Genomic DNA, 17,576 nt, shown 5'->3' on the forward strand with positions numbered 1-17,576 from the left:
TCTCATGGATCAATTCAGAATCCCGACCACTGCTCCGGTCATCAGGGTGGCCAGCACTCCGGTGAGGATCGAACGCGGCCCAAGGGCAGTGATTTCGCGGCTGCGTTCCGGAGCGATGCTGATCAGCCCGCCGATCAGGATGCCCAGGCTGCCGATGTTCGCGAAGCCGCACAGGGCGTAGGTCATGATCAGGGTGCTTCGTGGGGAGAGCGTTCCTTCGGGCAGCGCGGCCATCTCCAGGTAGGCCAGCAGTTCGTTGAGAACCACCTTCACGCCCATCAGGCCGCCGGCGGCGTGGGCCTCGCTCCAAGGGATTCCGGCCAGCCAGACCAGAGGCATCATCACGTACCCCAGAAGCCCTTGAAGGGTTATTGGCTCTCCTCCCAAATCGGGCAGCAGCCCCAACGCGGCGTTGACCATGCTGACCAGGGCCACCAGAACCACCAGCAGGGCCACGACGTTCAGGTATATGTGCAGGCCGAACCCCGTGCCCTTGACCACGGCGTCCATGGAAGAAACGGTTTCCACCGGGGGAACGACTTCCCCCATGGTCGGCGATTCGGTTTCCGGAATCAGAATTCCGGCCACCAGGATCGCGGCCGGGGCGCTGATCAGGGACGCCGTCATGATGTGCCCCAACGCGCCCGGCACAGCGCCTCCGATGATTCCGGCATAGAGCACCAGCACGGTCCCGGCGACGGTGGCCATGCCGCAGGTCATCAGGGCGAAGAGTTCGCTGCGTGTCAGGGAGGCGACATAGGGCCGGATGAACAACGGAGATTCCACCATGCCCGCGAAGACGTTGGCCGCCGCCCCCACTCCTAGTGCCCCGCCAATGCCCAGGATTCGCCGTAGCACGGCGGAAAAACCCTGGACCAGAACCGGGATGATCTTCCAGTGGTAGAGTAGGGCGGTCAGAGCCCCGGTGACGATGATTACGGGCAGAGCCCGGAAGGCGAAGATGTACGCCGCCCCGCTGTAAGGTTCCTCAAAAGGCAAGAGGCCGCCACCGAGATAGCCGAAGACAAAGGTGGTTCCGGCCCGGGTGCCGCTTTCCAGAGCTTCGGCGGCCTTGTTCAGGAGCAGGAAGAAATCGGTAAAAATGGGTAATTTAAGGAGAACCAGGGCCAGACCCAGTTGCAGGCCGATCCCGGCAAGGATCAAACGAGGCCGAACGGCCCTCCGGTTTTCCGACAAGGCCCAGGCAAGCAGGACGAAAGCCCAAAGGCCGAATGCGCTTTGCACGGAGAGCAGGGACATCGTTGGCTCCTGGTTTATCAAATTTTCATCCGGAAACGGCCCATTTCCCTTTTGGCTGCGTCAGTCTTCACAATTATTTCGTCAACGTATTGATATACGCCTCCTCATATTCGTTTGACTTCCTTGCAAAAAGAAAAAATGCTCGTTTCCGAATTGAAAGTCGGCAGTTTCAGCATCCGGAAAACAAAATAGTTTCCGGATGGAAACTAACTAGGGGGAGAGAAGCTCCTCATCAAGCCCTTATCACCAAAACGTGAGTGGCTTCAATACGTGATTTCGACGGTTCCCGACGACCCACACTATTAAAGAGTTTAATCGCGCCACTCGATTATTTAGAAAAGCATTGCCATCTGCTTCTCATCCGGTTATTGTTTGGGCACTCTAAAAAAAATGAGCAAGGAGGGACCGACATGAGCATCACTGGTATTGAAACGGCATGGCAATCCCCAGGCATGCAAAGCAGATCGAATTTCGGCGCGGCGGTGGTGGAAAAAACCATGGACACCCTGAACAACGCCTCCGGCTCTTCTTTTGCTCCGGTCGATAAACAGACCTTCGGAGCCGCCGTGGTGAACAAGACCTTTGAATACATGAACACTAACCCAACAAGCTCCAAGGGCGGATTTGGCGACATGAGCCAAACGTACGACTTCGCCAAGAATGTCCTTGGCGCATATGCCACCGGCAAGGGCGCAATTACCAACATTATCACCTAAGTCGCCTCCCAACCCCCTCCTGATGCCATGCGGACGGCCCCTCCCGCACCATGCCGTTCGCATGGCTTCATGTTTTCCTTCTCCTGGCAATTCCGCCCTCTCTCATTCCCTTTTTTCCGTACCCAAGGCCCGTGTACGCCGCCCTTGAACCGACGTTAGCCCTTGCCGGACTCCTGGGGGTCATGGTTTTCGCCATTGGCCAAACGGTCGCCCGACTACGGCCCGATCTCCACAGCATTCCCTCACTAACAACGCATGCCGCGTTGTTTCTCGGCTTGGCAATCTGGACCGTCCTGTTCCTGCTTCGGCATGACGTGGTGACCGTGGTCGGACTGATGCTGGCCATGGCCCTGCTCCATCGCCGCAACCGCGCCCTTGCCGGTCGGGAGACGGAGTAAGGCCGTGAGCAGGGCTTTTCGTCCAGTCACGAAAGCTGAACAGACGAGACGGCTCACTCTACGGACACTTCGTCCAAATCCGCGACCACCACGTCCGCGCCGTTGGCCAGCAGGGCTTCCCGATTGCCGCCCCGGTCCACCCCGATCACTAGGCCGAAATTGCCGGCTCTTCCGGCCTGGACCCCGGAAACGGCGTCTTCCACCACCACGGCCCGGCTCGGATCGACGCCCAGTTCCCGAGCCGCGCTCAGAAAAATGTCCGGCGCGGGCTTACCGTCGATGCCCAGCTCCAAGGAATCCACGCCGTCCACCTTTGCTTCGAACAGTTCGAGCGCTTCCGCGGAACGGAGAATCGTCTCCGCGTTCTTACTGGAGGAGATGATCGCGGTCTTGAGTCCGCCCTCGTGTAGCTTGTGAATCAACTCCACCGTGCCGGGATACGCAACGGCCCCTTCCTCTTCCAGCAGTTTGCCGAACAGCCTGTTTTTCCAGTTACCCAAGGCGTGAACGCTACCCGTGCCTGGTTCGTCCTCCAGAGAGCCTTCGGGCAGAGATATGTTTCTGGAAGCCAAAAAGCCGCGCACTCCGTCAAAGCGGGGCTTGCCGTCCACGTAATCCAGGTAGTCCCGGCCAAGATCAAACGGTTCCTGGGGGATCCCGCTCTTCCGGGCGTGTTCTTCCAGAAACCGGTCGAACATCTCCTTCCAGGCCTTGCCGTGCAGGCCGGCGGTGTCCGTGACCACGCCGTCCATGTCGAAAATCACGGCGTCAAATCGGTCTCTGGTCAAAGTCGGGAGATTGGTGGGGTTGGTCATGGAAACCTCCTGGGGACAAAGGGTAAAAAAAAACATCCGCGCCGGTTTGACAGCCAATTACGGAACTGGCACAGGGCATCACGGCACTCAGCGGACCATCAACACGACTGTCGAATCGTTGGACATATCAATCTGAAAGCGTAAGGGAAAAAACATGTTGCGCGGCGTGGACCGGCTGGCCACCGGGGCGTTGTTCGCGGCCACGGTGCTCTGGGCCGGATCTTTCATCGCCATGAAGCTGGCCATCGGGGTTTACGGGCCGATGTTCGTTGTTTTTGCCCGGATGGTTCTGGCCAGCGGCGGCCTGCTGCTTCTGGTGAGGCGCTTCAAATCCGAGCGGTACCAGCGCGGAGACTGGAAACTCCTGCTGTTCATGGCCCTGTGCGAACCCTGCCTCTATTTTGTCTGCGAAGGCATGGCCCTGACCTACACCAGCGCCTCCCAGGCCGGGATGGTCGTGGCCATGCTCCCGCTGATGGTGGCCATGGCGGCCTGGGTCGTGCTCAAAGAACGACTGCGGCCCCGGACATGGTTTGGCTTCCTTCTGGCCATCCTTGGGGTGATCTGGCTGACACTGCTCTCGGAGAGCACGGAGCACGCCCCCAATCCCTTGCTGGGCAATTTCCTGGAGTTTCTAGCCATGTGCTGCGCCACGGGGAGCATGATCGCCCTGAAAAAGCTCTGCGTCCGCTACAGCCCGCTTTTCTTGACCGCGGTCCAGGCCTTCGTGGGCTGCGTCTTTTTTCTGCCGATCATTTTTTTGCCCGGTACGCCCCTGCCGGACGCCTTCCACCTGGGAGCCGTGCTTTCCATCCTGTACCTGGGCATCGGCGTGACCATCGTGGCCTATTGGTTCTACAACTTCGGCATCAGTCGCCTTCCGGCGGGCCAGGCCGCGATATTCGTGAACCTGATCCCGGTGATCACTCTGTTTCTGGGCTGGTTGATCCTTGGTGAACGGCTCTTGCCCATGCAGTACGCGGCGGCGTTACTGGTTCTGGCCGGGGTCTTTCTCAGCCAGGGCAACCAAGTCCCGAGTCGCCCCGCGGAGTTGACCGTACGGCATACGCCGAAAAGCTGATCCTGCCTCGCAGAGTACTGAAAAAGGACCTTGCCCGGCAGTTCGCTCAAAATCACCGAACTGCTCAGCGCACTCCGAGCAGCATCCGCAACACTCCGAACCCGAACAGCGTCACCGCCACAGTCCTTCCGTAATCCACATCCAATTGCAACACGAAAAACGCGGCGATGATGCACAGGAAACCGCTTACCAGCGGACGCAGGAGTCCCCGCAACCGCTCGTTGATCTGGTCCACGGTATGCCGGGAGATCTTGACTTGCAGCTTCTGTTCGCTGAGGTCCGTGATGATCGTTTTGATCCGCTTGAAGGTCATGGGCAGGGTGCTGATCTCCCGGCGGACCTGGCTGACCAGCCCCTTGTCGAACCCCAGGGCCTTGGGCAGCTTCTCCCGGAGCACGGGCAGAATGTCCTTCACCCCGTTGAAGTTCTCCACGTAATTGGTGCCCAGCCCCTCGATCAGCGTACTGGCCCGGAGCACGTAGACCACCTCCTGGGGCATCTTGAAGGGCGTCTCCTTCATGGAAAAGAGCACGTCCAGGGCCAGGGTCTGCATGCTGGCCGCGTCCAGGTCGATGTTCCCGAAAATGTCGAACATTCGTTCCGCGAACTCCAGCATTTCCTCCGGCGGGGCCGATGGCGTGATCACGCCCAGGCGTTCGCAGGCCGCGATGAACATCTCGAAGTCCCGGGCCGAGGCCGCCTCCACCATTTCGATCATGGCCATCTTGGAGGAATTGGACAGGCGCTTGACCATCCCGAAGTCCAGCAGCACCAGGGTTCCGTCCTCGCGCACGAACAGGTTGCCCGGATGCGGGTCCGCGTGGAACAGGCCCTTGACCAGCATCTGCTCGGTGTAAAAGTCCACCAGGGTGTCCATGATCCGCTGAAACGGGATGCGCAGCCGCTCCAGGGCCGCGGCGTCGTCCACCCGCACCCCGTGCTCGAAGCTCATCACCAGGACGTCCTCATTGCTGTATTGGTTGTAATAACTGGGAAAATGGACGTCGTCACGGGTGTACATCTCCCGGAACTTGCGCAGATTGTCCCGCTCGATGTTCATGTCCACTTCCTTGAGGATCATGGCCGAGAATTCGGTCAGGACGGCTTCCAGGGAATTGCGGGTGTAGACGCTGAAAAAAGGCCGGAACAGGCCCAGGAAGAATTCCAGAATCCGGATGTCCACCCGGACCTTGCGCTCGATGTCCAGCCGCCGGATCTTCACCGCCACTTCGGTGCCGTCCGACAGTTGGGCCCAGTGGACCTGACCGATGGAGGCGCTGGCCATGGGCTCGGGTTCGAACCGGGCAAAAGGCGGGGAGTCGCCGAAGGCCCGGCGGTACATCACGTCCAGATCGGCCTGAGTCATGGGCGCGACCTCGTCGTGGATGGTGCGCAACTCCACCAGATACTCTTCGGCAAAAAAATCCGCCCGCGTGGCCAGGACCTGGGCCAGCTTGATGAAGCTGACGCCCAGATCCAGGACGGTCTTTTTCAAGGCCGCCGGCCCCAGGGGCGGAATGAAGAGAATGTGGGGACGCTTCAGGACCGTGGCGAAAATGGTCGCCAGAAACCGAAACGCGCTCCAGATTCGTCGCGGCGCGTAATAGCTACGCATTCCGTTTCATCAACAAGGCCTTGATCTCCGCAATATCCTCCTTGGTGGCCAGCCCCAGCTCCCGGGCCGCCTCGGCTACCTTTTCCTTGATCCTGGCATCCAGGGCGTCCGTTTCCAGCTTGGCCCGCTGCTGGGCCTCCTCCACAAAGCGGTTCAGTTCGTCCTTGCTGATGGTTCCCAACTGTTCCAAGTCCTTGAGTTGGGCCTCGATCTTTTCCTTGGCCATGAAGGCTGCTCCCAAACCGATATGCAGCAGGTCCGTGGGTTTCATGCGTTGGTCTCCTTTGGAATGATGGGTTCGAGGGTTCAAAGTTCAGGGGTAGTCAAGGCCCATGGGCAGGTCAAGCCAGGCGCCTGATCTCCGCGCTGGTTCTCCGCGCTCCTTTTTGTTTGTGTAGAGTAGAGCGGTTGAGAACACATATCTGAAAAAGAAAAAGGGTTGCAAACATTCATGCTTGCAACCCTTTGATTTTTATTGGCGTCCCCAGCGGGGTTTGAACCCGCGTTATCGGCGTGAGAGGCCGACGTCCTAGGCCACTAGACGATGGGGACGTGTTTGGTGGGTCGTGAAGGACTCGAACCTTCGACTCTCTGCTTAAAAGGCAGATACTCTACCGACTGAGTTAACGACCCCGAAAACGGTGATGTCTATGCACATTCGAGTGCCCTGTCAAGAAATTCAGCTCGTCAGGATATTGGTGACAGGGTATGTCTGAATGAAGATATTTTCATCGTCATTGCCGAGAATGGCTATCCGGATGGCAAAAATCGTGTCCAGGTCCAGGCCGGAAGGAACCTTCAATATAGAATTGACGCGTCGGAACCGTTGGATTTCAAAGCTTAATTCGCTTGCTTCTCCCTGAGCTTCAAAAACGGAGGCTTCCTGGGTGATGAAATAGACCTTGATTTCCCCGGACAAGGTTCCCTCGGCGAGGTTGTTCAGCTCGAAAGTGATGCGCAGATCCTCCCCGGCTGTTTTGAGCTGCAAATTGGCCACTCCGGCCATTTGCAGATCCATGGCCACGAAGAGGTCCTGGAGGTTGATGACCTGGGGCAGGCTTTGGCGTTCCTTGGTCACCGTGTTGAACAGGGAATGAATTTCCTCCGGATCACTGGTTTTAAGGATTTCCTGAATATTCTGAAGCCGTTCCAGCTGGATGGACTGGTCGGACAACTGGGCTCGCAGATCCTTGTTGGCGTTCACCAGTTCAAGGTGCTGCCCCCAGTAGACGACCCCGGCGTAAGAGCCGCCCACGGCCGCGAGAATCAGGACGATTTGCAGGTAGAGAAAAAACCTGAACCACGCCACGCGCAGCCGATACCGGCGAACCCGGGTGTCGTCGCGCATTATGATCAGATTGAGCTTGTCGTCCTTGCCCACGCGAAACCTCGTCGGTGTTGGGTGTCCTTGCCTCTACGTCGTCGGTGCAAAAGGATCGATCATCAGTCGCTTTCCACCCACATCATGGAGAAGCCACCGGCTGGACCGGTGAAAAGCAGCTCGATGGGGGCGTCCGTTTTTGGGAATCGGAGTTTGTAGTACCGTTGCCAGGGGTGATGGTACGGATAGAAAGCCTGAAGCTGGGACGGGTGGACGTCCAGGTGGCGGATTTCCAGGGGCTGGGTGGTTTGATCCGGAGATTGGCGCAATAGCACCCGCCACTGGGTCAGGCGATGGGTCAGGCGGGCGTCGTCCGAATAGGTGCTGGCCACGGCTACGATGAAGTCCGTGTATTCGTCCGCCGCTTGCAGCTGGTCGGCCAGCATTTTTCGGGTCTCATCCGCCGTCAGTTCGAAAACCTCCGAATACCGCCCAACATAGGCTTTCCGCCACGTCGCGGATTCGAGCAGGGCCACGACACGGGTTTCCGTCTCCAGACCGTCCCGGACCACGCCGGAACGGCTCCAGGATTTGGTCAACTGGAAATAGGCGTCATGCAGGTCGGGCCAGAGCAACTCCCCCACCGAACGCCCCTGGCATCCGGGCAGCGAAATGGCAACGCCAAGCAATAGAATCAGGATGAACCAATTATGCGTCGGCCTCATGCAGCAACTGGCTCCTTGTGTAAAGGGCGGTGAAAGGAATGTCGGCCTCGGCAAGGGCTTCGGCGGCGCCCTCTTCGCGGTCCAGAATGCAGCAGACTCGATGCACGATGAACCCGGCGTCGGTCAGCCGCCGACAGGCCTTGAGCGCACTGCCCCCGGTGGTGGCAACGTCCTCCAACACGGACACCCGGTCGCCGAGCTGAAAATTGGCCATGCCTTCCAGGTAGCTGGCCGTGCCGTGCCCCTTGGCTTCCTTGCGCACGATCATGGCCGGCCAAAAAAGCCCTTCGGCCCGGGCAACCAGGGAAGTGGCGGTGACCAGCGGATCCGCGCCCAGGGTCATCCCGGCGACCCCGTGAATGGATTCCGTTTGCAGCATCTGGACGAAAAGGCTGCCGATCAGGAAGGCCCCTTCCGGGTGCAAGGCCGTTTGCTTGCAGTCGAAGTAATAGTTGCTGCGCTTGCCGGACGTCAGGACGACGTCCTTTTCCAGATAGGATTTGGCCATCAGCAGCGCGGCCAGTTGTTTGCGCCAGTGATTCACGGTTTTCTCCTAATCAAAGACACGATCATAAATAATGTCTACATGCCGAAAAAAATAGTTCAGGTCAAAGAGGTCGTCCAATGTTTCCCGGGAAAGCCGGGCCGTGATTCCTTCGCTGGCCCGGACCAGGTCCTCGAAGGGCGTTTTTTCCTTCCAAGCCCGCATGGCCAGGCCCTGAACCAGTTCGTAAGCCTCCTGGCGCTGCAACCCTTTTTCCACCAACGCCAAAAGGATGCGCTGGGAAAAGAAAAGGCCTTGGGAAGCCCCCAGATTCCGGGCGACATTGTCTTCATGCACCTGGATTCCGGAGAGCAGCCCGGTGAGCCGGTGCAGCATGTAGTCCATGAGGATGGTGGAATCCGGCATGATCACCCGCTCCACCGAGGAATGGCTGATGTCCCGCTCGTGCCAGAGGGCCATGTTCTCCAGGGCTGCCTGGGCGTTACCCCTCAGCAGCCGGGCCAGACCAGTCAGGTTTTCCGCGGAAATGGGGTTCTTTTTGTGCGGCATGGCCGACGAGCCCTTCTGGCCCTTGCCAAAGCCTTCTTCCAGTTCCCGGACCTCGGTGCGCTGCAAGTGCCGCAGTTCCACGCATAACCGCTCTATGCCGCCGGCAATAATGGCCAGGGTGGTGAAATACTGGGCGTGGCGGTCGCGCTGGATGATCTGCGTGGAAATGGGGTCCACGTTCAGCCCCAGCCGTTGGCACGCCAGGGCTTCCAGGCGCGGCTCCAGATGGGCGTAGGTGCCCACGGCCCCGGAAATCTTGCCGAAGCGGATGTTTTCCACGGCGTCGTTCCACCGCCTGCGATGGCGGTCGAATTCGGCGTAAAATCCAGCGAACTTCAACCCCAGGGTGATGGGTTCGGCGTGAATGCCGTGGGTGCGGCCCATGGCCGGGAGCAGTTTGTACTGTTTTGCGGCCTCGCGCAGGACTTCCAGGAGCCGGTCCAGACCGGCGGTGATAATCCGCCCGGCCCGCACCAGAAGCAGGGCGTTGGCCGTGTCCACGATGTCCGACGAGGTGCATCCCAGATGGATATACCTGGCCGAAAGCCCGGTCTTCTCCTCCACCGCGGTGAGGAAAGCGATCACGTCGTGCCGGGTACGCTCCTCGATCTCCAGGATACGTTCCAGGTCGAAACCGGCGCGCTCCCGGATGTTGCGCATGTCCTCATCCGGAATGTGGCCGAGTTCATGCCAGCCTTCGCAAACGGCCAGTTCAACCTCCAGCCAGGCCTGGAAGCGTGCCTCCAGGGTCCAGAGCCGCCCCATTTCCGGGCGGGTGTAGCGCTCGATCATGTTCCGTCCTTTGTCGCAAAAAAAGGCAACCTCTTCAGGCTGCCTTTTCACTCAAATTTAGTCGGCGGCGGAAGTGGTGGAGCCGGACGTCGAGGGCGCGGGCTCCGCAGGTTTGGCCGCGGCTTCCTTGGCCGGGGCATCCTTCTTGGTTTCCGTGCTCTCCGTCTTGTTGCCGTTGCCTCCGGAAGACGCCGCGTTCTTACAGTAATCCGTGACATACCAGCCCGAGCCCTTCAGAACGAAGGATGTGTTGGAAATCAGGCGTTGGGATCGGCCGCCACAGACAGGGCAGGATTTGTCCTGATCGCTGTAATCCTTTTGCCACTGCTCGAAGATTTGCTGACACTCCTGGCAGCGATACTCATAAATGGGCATAACTTCCGCTCTCCTTAGATGAAATGAAAATGTTGACGGCCGGAGGCTATTTTGTCTCCTTGGCCTCACGGATGCGCTGCTTGAGGCGCTTTTCACGTCGCTGACGGCGACGATCCAGTTCTTTTTTCCGTTCGATTTTTTTATGGCGTCCCATGATTCCTCCCGGGGGGTTGAAATTTAGTTCGGGGCATCCCACTGTCAATGGTGGGAGACGACATCGTTTCGAAGTAACAACAGATTATTATATGCTCAATATTCGTCGTTGTCCATTTCCCGGAATGACCGAATCAGGGCAAACATATTCTCGATCCTCACGCGCTACCCGAATCGAAATCGAAATCGTGATCGAACGACATATCAAAAAAGATGACGTAATCACGAGGCGATGTACAGAATTTTCCGATTCCGATTTCGACCACGATTTCGATTTCAATTTCGATAACGATCTCGTGATGGGAAATCCCACCACGTCAAATCTCCCGTACGACATAGCTTCGCGTTCCGATGCCCAAGCTTTCAGCGTACGCCAATCCATAGTCCTCCGGAACATGGGGGTGCATGGCCCGGAACTTGTCCTCGCCGGGTTGGATGTCCGACGGAAGGTGGCTGGGGTGCAGAGGGGGTGCCGCGTTGACCATGTCCAGGCAGGCCTGGTCCAGGGCTACCGGGTCACGGGAAACCAGAACTCCGATGTCCGGGCACACGGGCTTGTCGCTGTATCCGGCGCAGTCGCACTGGGGCGTGACCTGGGTCACGAAGCTCACGTGGACGCAGGCCGGAGAGGGACGTTGGGGCTTCTCCATAGCCCGGAGCACCGCCGCTGCATACTCCATCATCCGTTCCACGAACGTCGTCACGTCGGTCTTCCAGTCCACGGCCAAACATTTTTCCCGGCAGACATGCAGGCAGGCTCCACAGCCGACGCACAGCTCCGGGTTCAGCTCGACCTTGCCTTCGTGCCATTTGGGACGAAGGCACAGCGCACCAGATGCGCAAACCTCCACGCACACTCCGCAGCCTTTGCATTTGTCCGTGTGGACCATGGGGGCCAGGCAGCCGTGCTGATACATTTTGCCCCGGCGGGTGGCGCAACCCATGGCCAGATTTTTCAGGCTGCCGCCGATACCGGCCAGTTCGTGGCCCTTGAAGTGGGACAGAGTCAGCAGGGAATCCGCGGCCAGGATGTCTCCAGCCAGATGGGCCTCCCGCACATGCTTACCCGGAAACGGCACGGAGATTTCGTTGCGACTGTTCAACCCGTCGGCAATGATTACCGGAGCCTGGAGCAGCAACGGATCAAAACCGTGCTCCGCGGCCAGCATGCCGTGGGAAACGGCTTCGCCGCGCTGTCCGACATACAGGGTGTTGGTGTCGGTCAAAAACGGCCTGGCCCCGAGCTTGCGCAGGAACGCGACGATGGGCCGCACCCAGGTCGGGGTGATGAACCCGGTCACGCCGGATTCGCCGAAGTGCATCTTCACCGCGGTCAGATCCCCGGATCGCACCACGTCGGAGACGCCGCCGGCCTTGAACAGCCGGCGCAGGCGGACATCGTACGCGGCTTTGCGGGTCGCGCGCAGGTTCCAGAAAAAAACATCGCTGGGCATGGGGGGATAATATGGTTGAAGGTGAAAGGTTGAAGGATGAAGTCAGAGAGGGGCTATAGATTCGGCGGGAGAGTCGAAATAGCCGGAAAGCCGTGATGTAATCGCAAGCTCGAAAGGGCCAAGCCCCGCCGCGCGGATCAGGTCTTGCAGATACTCCTCCTGGTCGTGCAACACACGGCTCTCGTCTGGATGAATCTGCAACAGGTTGCGCTCGCGTCCCGTGACCCGAAAACGAAATCGGCTCAAGCCCAGGGCGGAAAGACCGTCTTCCACCCGCCCCACAGCCTCCATCTCCGCGGCCGTAACCCGGCGATCATAGGGAAAGCGGGTCAGCAGGCAGGCACGGGAGGGCTGGTCCGGGGCTTCGAGGCCGAACAGTGCCGAGGCTCGGCGGATGTCGGCCTTGGTCAGTTCCGCCCGGGCCAGGGGACTTTGGACGTTCAGCTCTTGGAGCGCCTTGCGCCCGGGGCGGTGGACCGCCAAGTCTTCGAGATGGGTCCCATCCATGACGAACCGTGACGATTCAGCGGCCATCTTCTGAAATATTGAAAACAGCGCCTTCTTGCACCAGTAGCAACGCTGGTGGGAGTTGCTCCGGACTTCAGGCTGATTGAGCGGATCGAACCGGATGATGCGCGGAGCCACGTTTTGGGCCTGTAACAACGCCATGGTCTGGCGCTGCTCCAGGGCAGACTGATGCGGTCCCACGGCATGCACGGCTTGGAAGTCCAGGTTCCAGAGCCGGGAAACATGTACCAGAAACCGACTGTCCACGCCACCGGACACCGCGATCAGGCCCGGCTGCAAGGCCTCCAACCGGGTGCGCAGGGTTTGGAGCTTGGCCTCCAAGGAAGAGTCGGTCACTCGGAGAAAATCGGCTCCTGGGGTTCGCCCAGGGTGAACGTTCCCTTTTCGATCCACTGCTTGAGAGTCTGGGCGATTTCCAGGGACAGCGTGTAGCTGGTCAAGGGCACTGTGGCCGTATCCCGGTCGTTCACGCGAATGGTGCCGGAACGCAGCTCGGCGTAGCTCACATGGCCGTGGTTCCGGGCCACGCCGTTGGGGTAGTCGTGGCCGTAGTCCACCACGGGGACCATGATGTCCGCGTCGCTGACCCCGGTGAACCAGGCCATTTCCTCGTCCAGGATCGGGATGGGAATGCCCAGTCCGACGTTCAGGGAGCAGCCGTAGCCCAGAAAGCTGATCCCGCGCAGATAGCGGGCCTGCATGCCCTTGAGGTCGCCCTTGACCATCAGGGTCCCGGAAGGGGTCAGGGGCAGGCCGCGTTCGGTGCGTTGCGGCTTGGGGTTGTGCTGAGTCCCGGCTCCGATCACCCAGCCCGTTCCACCTCCGAGAAAAATTTTCGTACCCAGGCCGATGGTCCGGAAAAAAGGATCGTTGAACAGCGGGCTCAGCGCTCCGGAGGTGGCGTAGTTGGCGTTGGCGCAGCGCGGCTTGAGCGGCCCCATGTAGGTGTAGATGACTTTTTCGCCGAAGTTCACCGCGCAGTTGTAGTTCTGGTAGGCGTTGCGGGGGTTGAGCAGGTCCGCGCTCCGGAAATCCCCCAGGGTGTATTCCCGTTCCAGGGTCTTGCGGGGGTAGCAGTCCGTTCCGTAGCCCGTGGCGCGCAACCGGACCTTTTTGCCTCGAAGCAGATCCTCGATCACATGGCCGCCGCCGTACTTAAAGCGCCCCGGAAAGACCTTGTTCAACGGGTCGTCCTCGGCTGGCTCCGTTGCTCCAAGAAAGGCGTCGGCCGCAGCGAGTCCGCCGTAGGCCGGAACATCGTTCAGCCAGACCTTGGACGCCTTGATCAGCGGCGGCTCGGGCTGGCCAATGTTAAAAAGCAGACCGGAGGAACACATGGGGGAAAAGGTGCCAGTGGTGACCACGTCCACTTCCCGGGCCGCCTTGACCTTGCCCATGGATTTCACGGCGTCGATCATTTCCCTGGCCGTAAGCACCACGGCCTTGCCCTTGCTGATCCGGTCGTTGATCTCCCGGATGGTTTTCTTGACCTTCTTCGGTTCGCTCATGTGGTTATGTGGTAACGATTCAGTGGTGATGAGATGGAAAGGGAATAATGGGAAGACAGGGGGTCAGGCAGACACGGTTGGCGCTGTTAGGGTGCGCTGGAGCCGATCCATGGTTTCGTAGTCCGTGAAATCGAAACGCAGGGGGGTCAGGGTGATGTAGCCCTGGGTGAGCAGGCCGCGGTCCGTGTCCTGGCCGACTTCGCCGGCCGGGATCTCCCCGTGCAGCCAGTAATAGCCCACGCCTCGCGGGTCAACCCGATGGTCGTGCCTGTCGTGATACACGGCCTGGGTTTGGGGACAGCAGCGCAGCCCCAGGGTCTCGCGCAGGTCGCGGTCCGGAAAGTTCAGGTTCAGCAGGCAGCGGGAAGGCAGCGCGGCCCAGTCCATGTCCTGAACCAGACGCACCGTGTAGTCCGCCTGATCGTCCAGGTTCGCGGGGTGGAAGTTGTCCATGGACACGGCCAGGGACGGCAGACCGGCCAGGGCTCCTTCCGTGGCCGCGGAGACCGTGCCGGAATAGAGGATGTCCACGCCCACGTTGGCCCCGTTGTTGATGCCGGAAATCAGGACGTCCGGCGGTTCGTCCAGAAGCGAACTCAGGGCCAGCTTGGCGCAGTCCACGGGGGTTCCGGTTACCCCGACGCCCTGAAAGTCCGGCTCCCGGAGGTGCTTGATCTTCAACGGCAGGCTCAGGGTGATGGCGTGCCCCACCGCGGATTGCTCGGTCAGCGGAGCGACCACATGCACGGTATGTCCGGCCCGGAGCAGGGCCCGGTACATGGCCCGCAGCCCCAGGGCGTAAATCCCGTCGTCGTTGGTTAGAAGGATGTCCATTGGGACTGCACGTCGGGGTATTTTTTCTTGGCCTGGGTCAATCCCAGCTGAAACGCCTTCAGATTCGACTCCAGAAACCTGGGGTTCAAACTGGTTTCCAACCCTTTCTTCATGGCCCGGGGAAGCACGAAGGGCACCAGGTGGGCCAGGGCCCCCAGCAGGACCATATTCGCGGCCTGAACCATGCCCAGTTTGTCCTTGGCCAGGGTGGTGAAGGGCAGGCCCCAGTAGATGTTGGTCGGGGTCTGCTTGACCAGGGAGTCGTCAACCAGCAGATAACCGCCCGGTTTGAGGTGGCGGTAATACTGATTGCAGGCTTCCTGGCTGAGCGCCACCAGCAGGTCGAGCTGTTCCGGCTTGGGGTAGCTGATGGGCTGGGAGCTGATCACCAGGTCCGAGCGGCTGGCGCCACCCCGGGCCTCGGGGCCATAGCTCTGGGTCTGGGCCACGAAGTAACCTTCTTCCAGGGCCAATCCGGCACCCAACACCTTGCCTAGAGTCAGAATGCCCTGTCCACCCAGGCCGGAAAGCCGCAACTCAAAGCGTTGGATTTCTTGGGGGTTCTTCATGATGGTGCTCCGTCCGCCAGGCGGGCTTTGATCGCGGCGTGGCGTTCCTCCAGGGAAGGCCGGTTTTCTTCGACGAAAATCCCGATGGGGGTGCGCTTGGCCCGCTCCGCCTCGGAAAGCTTGTCCAGGGCTTCGATGGGCGTGGCGTTCTTCTTGTACCACTGGTACATTTCCACGTTGGTCTTGAACTTGTTCTTGCGCCCGAACTGGGTGTGGCAGGGGGTGAGCACCTCCACCAGGTTGAATCCGGGCCGCTCCAGGGCCGTGGCCAGTATCCGGTCCAGCAGCTTGACGTGCAGCACGGTGCTGCGGGCCACGTAGGGCGCACCGGCGGCCTTGGCCAGATTGACGATGTCGAAGGCCTGTTCCTGCTGCCCGTACGGGCTGGTGGTGGAATAGCAGTTCTCCGCCGTGGTGGAGGAACTCTGGCCCCCGGTCATCCCGTAGATGTTGTTGTTCAGGATCAGGGCGGTCACGCCGATGTTCCGCCGGGCCGCGTGCAGGAAGTGGTTGCCGCCGATGGACAGTGCGTCGCCGTCGCCCATGACCGCGATGACCTTCAGCTTCGGGTTGGCCATCTTGATTCCGGTGGCGAAGGTCAGGGCCCGGCCGTGGGTGGTGTGCACGGTGTTGAAGTCCACATAAACCGCGATCCGCCCGGAACAGCCGATCCCGGCCACCAGCACCACTTCGTCCTTGGTCAGGCCGAGCTGATGCACGCAGCGCACCAGGGAGCCGAGCACGATCCCGTGACCGCATCCAGGGCACAAAACATGCGGGAAGCGCTTGTTGTGCCGCAGATAGTGATGAATCAGTTGGGTAACTTCTGCCATGATTGTGTTTCCTGTCTGCTACGCTTTTACGAGCAGTTTGAGAATCTCCGCCGGAGTGATGATCTGCCCGTCGATTCGGTTCAATGTGCGGATCCGGCTGTGACCGTCGTTCACGCGCTTCACTTCACGGGACATCTGGCCCATGTTCAACTCCGGGACGATGACGGTCCGGCATTGCCGGATTATCCGGTCCACGGCCGGTCGCGGGAAGGGGAACAGGGTCTTCAGCTTGAGCAGACCGGCCTTGATGCCCTTTTCCCGGGCCTGCAGCACGGCCAGATGCGCGGAGCGGGCCACGCAGCCGTAGGCGATCACCGCCACCTCGGCGTCCTCGCAGGCCGTCTCCTCGACGATCTGGATGTCGTAGAAAAACTGATCGATTTTGCGGAACAACCGCTGCATCAGCTTTTCCACTTCATCGGGCCGGGAGGTGGGATAGCCGTTGACGTCGTGGGTCAGGCCGGTGACGTGGAACCGGTAGCCTTCTCCCAGAGCCGGCATGGGCGGAACCCCGCGCATTGATTCCTCGTAAGGCACGAACCATTCCGGGGGCATGGAGGGCTTGATCCGGGAAAAAATTTCGTAGGTGTCCCTGTTGGGGATATGAATTTTTTCACGGGTATGCGCCGTGATCTCGTCCAGCAGGAGAATGACCGGCGAACGGTACTTTTCGGACAAGTTGAAGGCCCGCACGGTCATGTCCAGACACTCCTGCACGTCACTGGCTGAAAGGACGATGATCGGGTGGTCGCCGTGGGTGCCCCAGCGGGCCTGCTGCACGTCGCCCTGGGCCGGGCTGGTGGGCATCCCGGTGCTGGGGCCGCCGCGCATCACGTTGACGATCACCAGCGGCGTCTCGGTCATGGAGGCGTAGCCGATGTGTTCCTGCATCAGGGAAAATCCCGGCCCCGAGGTGGCGGTCATGGATTTCCGACCGGCCAGGGACGCGCCGATCACCGCCCCCAGGCTGGCGATTTCATCCTCCATTTGAATGAACACGCCCTCTGGAATCCCGGGCAGACGTTCGGCCATGATTTCGGCGATTTCCGTGGACGGCGTGATGGGATACCCGGCAAAAAAGGAACACCCGGCCAGCAGGGCCCCCTCCACCACGGCCTCGTTGCCCAGAGCGAAAATAGCCCGCTCTTCCTTGCGTTGATTTTTTTTAACCTTCGTGGGCATGGTCGACTTCTTTGTTGGCTGTGCTGCGTTTCATCTTCACCACAATGGCGAAATCCGGACAGTGGTACTCGCAAAACCCGCAGTTCCGGCATGATGCGCCCTGGATGACCCTGGCTTTGCCGTCCGGTCCCAATTCCAAGACATGACCGGGACAGAAGGCCACGCAGACGCCGCACCCCTTGCACCAGTCAGGATAGATGGAAACCACCGCTTGTTCTTTCTTTTTGGCCATAATCACGCTACATGTGCTGGGAGGATCGTCGCCGTGCGCAACCGGAAAGGCGACATGAGTGCGGGCGAGCCGCACTTCCACGAACACGATCCGTCTTTTGCGCGAGAGACGGAACGTTGGGCTTAGCGCAA

The 17,576-nt window shown here is 60.0% G+C and carries 20 protein-coding genes and 2 tRNA genes; 3 read left to right on the forward strand and 19 right to left on the reverse strand.

Going from position 1 to position 17,576, the window contains the following annotated elements; all coding sequences use genetic code 11:
* Window positions 1–9: 9 nt before the first annotated feature.
* The gene (locus C6366_RS02795) at window positions 10–1,260 is read right to left on the reverse strand and encodes a NupC/NupG family nucleoside CNT transporter (RefSeq protein WP_107735823.1); all 1,251 of its coding nucleotides are present in this window, start codon (window positions 1,258–1,260) and stop codon (window positions 10–12) included.
* Between the two features lie 410 nt (window positions 1,261–1,670).
* On the opposite strand from C6366_RS02795, the gene C6366_RS02800 reads away from it, so the two are divergent.
* Complete coding sequence (locus C6366_RS02800; RefSeq protein ID WP_233248367.1) at window positions 1,671–1,976, forward strand: hypothetical protein; 306 nt, start codon at window positions 1,671–1,673, stop codon at window positions 1,974–1,976.
* A 182-nt stretch (window positions 1,977–2,158) separates the two neighbouring features.
* The gene (locus C6366_RS19180) at window positions 2,159–2,374 is read left to right on the forward strand and encodes a hypothetical protein (protein WP_146164748.1); all 216 of its coding nucleotides are present in this window, start codon (window positions 2,159–2,161) and stop codon (window positions 2,372–2,374) included.
* 53 nt (window positions 2,375–2,427) lie between these two features.
* On the opposite strand, the gene C6366_RS02810 is transcribed toward C6366_RS19180, so the two are convergent.
* A complete protein-coding gene (locus tag C6366_RS02810) occupies window positions 2,428–3,189 on the reverse strand; it encodes an HAD family phosphatase (protein ID WP_107735825.1) in 762 nt (253 codons plus the stop codon).
* 154 nt (window positions 3,190–3,343) lie between these two features.
* Between C6366_RS02810 and C6366_RS02815 the strand changes: the two genes are divergently transcribed.
* Entirely contained in the window at window positions 3,344–4,270 is a 927-nt protein-coding gene (locus C6366_RS02815; RefSeq protein WP_107735826.1) for a DMT family transporter, read from the forward strand.
* Between the two features lie 64 nt (window positions 4,271–4,334).
* Here C6366_RS02815 and C6366_RS02820 read toward each other — a convergent pair whose 3' ends face one another.
* The 17 genes from C6366_RS02820 to C6366_RS02900 form a co-directional block, all read right to left on the reverse strand.
* Window positions 4,335–5,885, reverse strand: coding sequence for an AarF/ABC1/UbiB kinase family protein (locus tag C6366_RS02820; protein WP_107735827.1), 1,551 nt, complete (start codon window positions 5,883–5,885; stop codon window positions 4,335–4,337).
* Window positions 5,878–6,156: a hypothetical protein gene (locus tag C6366_RS02825; RefSeq protein ID WP_107735828.1), complete on the reverse strand. Its 279-nt coding sequence runs from the start codon at window positions 6,154–6,156 to the stop codon at window positions 5,878–5,880. Before C6366_RS02825 ends, C6366_RS02820 begins: the two co-directional genes overlap by 8 nt.
* Window positions 6,157–6,361: 205 nt before the next feature.
* A tRNA-Glu gene (locus C6366_RS02830) sits at window positions 6,362–6,437 on the reverse strand.
* Between the two features lie 5 nt (window positions 6,438–6,442).
* A tRNA-Lys gene (locus C6366_RS02835) sits at window positions 6,443–6,518 on the reverse strand.
* Between the two features lie 46 nt (window positions 6,519–6,564).
* Window positions 6,565–7,266 (reverse strand): hypothetical protein, encoded by a 702-nt coding sequence (locus tag C6366_RS02840; RefSeq protein WP_107735829.1) that lies wholly within the window; start codon window positions 7,264–7,266, stop codon window positions 6,565–6,567.
* Window positions 7,267–7,328: 62 nt separating this feature from the next.
* A complete protein-coding gene (locus C6366_RS02845; protein WP_107735830.1) occupies window positions 7,329–7,931 on the reverse strand; it encodes a hypothetical protein in 603 nt (200 codons plus the stop codon).
* A complete protein-coding gene (pyrE, locus tag C6366_RS02850; RefSeq protein ID WP_107735831.1) occupies window positions 7,915–8,475 on the reverse strand; it encodes an orotate phosphoribosyltransferase in 561 nt (186 codons plus the stop codon). The genes C6366_RS02845 and pyrE overlap by 17 nt, the downstream gene beginning before the upstream one ends.
* A gap of 9 nt (window positions 8,476–8,484) precedes the next feature.
* Window positions 8,485–9,777 (reverse strand): adenylosuccinate lyase, encoded by a 1,293-nt coding sequence (gene purB / locus C6366_RS02855; protein WP_107735832.1) that lies wholly within the window; start codon window positions 9,775–9,777, stop codon window positions 8,485–8,487.
* Window positions 9,778–9,834: 57 nt separating this feature from the next.
* Window positions 9,835–10,152, reverse strand: a complete 318-nt coding sequence (locus tag C6366_RS02860; protein WP_107735833.1) for an FmdB family zinc ribbon protein — start codon at window positions 10,150–10,152, stop codon at window positions 9,835–9,837.
* 470 nt (window positions 10,153–10,622) lie between these two features.
* Window positions 10,623–11,759, reverse strand: a complete 1,137-nt coding sequence (locus C6366_RS02865; protein ID WP_107735834.1) for a DUF362 domain-containing protein — start codon at window positions 11,757–11,759, stop codon at window positions 10,623–10,625.
* Between the two features lie 42 nt (window positions 11,760–11,801).
* Window positions 11,802–12,623 (reverse strand): hypothetical protein, encoded by an 822-nt coding sequence (locus C6366_RS02870; protein ID WP_107735835.1) that lies wholly within the window; start codon window positions 12,621–12,623, stop codon window positions 11,802–11,804.
* Window positions 12,620–13,795 (reverse strand): homocysteine biosynthesis protein, encoded by a 1,176-nt coding sequence (locus C6366_RS02875; protein WP_107735836.1) that lies wholly within the window; start codon window positions 13,793–13,795, stop codon window positions 12,620–12,622. The genes C6366_RS02870 and C6366_RS02875 overlap by 4 nt, the downstream gene beginning before the upstream one ends.
* A gap of 63 nt (window positions 13,796–13,858) precedes the next feature.
* On the reverse strand, window positions 13,859–14,629 hold the full coding sequence (gene surE / locus C6366_RS02880) for a 5'/3'-nucleotidase SurE (protein WP_107735837.1): 771 nt from the start codon (window positions 14,627–14,629) through the stop codon (window positions 13,859–13,861).
* Window positions 14,614–15,198, reverse strand: a complete 585-nt coding sequence (locus tag C6366_RS02885) for a 2-oxoacid:acceptor oxidoreductase family protein (RefSeq protein ID WP_107735838.1) — start codon at window positions 15,196–15,198, stop codon at window positions 14,614–14,616. Before C6366_RS02885 ends, surE begins: the two co-directional genes overlap by 16 nt.
* Window positions 15,195–16,031: a 2-oxoacid:ferredoxin oxidoreductase subunit beta gene (locus C6366_RS02890; protein ID WP_107735839.1), complete on the reverse strand. Its 837-nt coding sequence runs from the start codon at window positions 16,029–16,031 to the stop codon at window positions 15,195–15,197. The genes C6366_RS02885 and C6366_RS02890 overlap by 4 nt, the downstream gene beginning before the upstream one ends.
* An 18-nt stretch (window positions 16,032–16,049) precedes the next feature.
* Window positions 16,050–17,213, reverse strand: coding sequence for a 2-oxoacid:acceptor oxidoreductase subunit alpha (locus tag C6366_RS02895; protein WP_107735840.1), 1,164 nt, complete (start codon window positions 17,211–17,213; stop codon window positions 16,050–16,052).
* The gene (locus C6366_RS02900) at window positions 17,197–17,526 is read right to left on the reverse strand and encodes a ferredoxin family protein (RefSeq protein WP_306460418.1); all 330 of its coding nucleotides are present in this window, start codon (window positions 17,524–17,526) and stop codon (window positions 17,197–17,199) included. The genes C6366_RS02895 and C6366_RS02900 overlap by 17 nt, the downstream gene beginning before the upstream one ends.
* Window positions 17,527–17,576: the final 50 nt, after the last annotated feature.

Source organism: Desulfonatronum sp. SC1 (assembly GCF_003046795.1).
Lineage (GTDB): Bacteria > Desulfobacterota > Desulfovibrionia > Desulfovibrionales > Desulfonatronaceae > Desulfonatronum.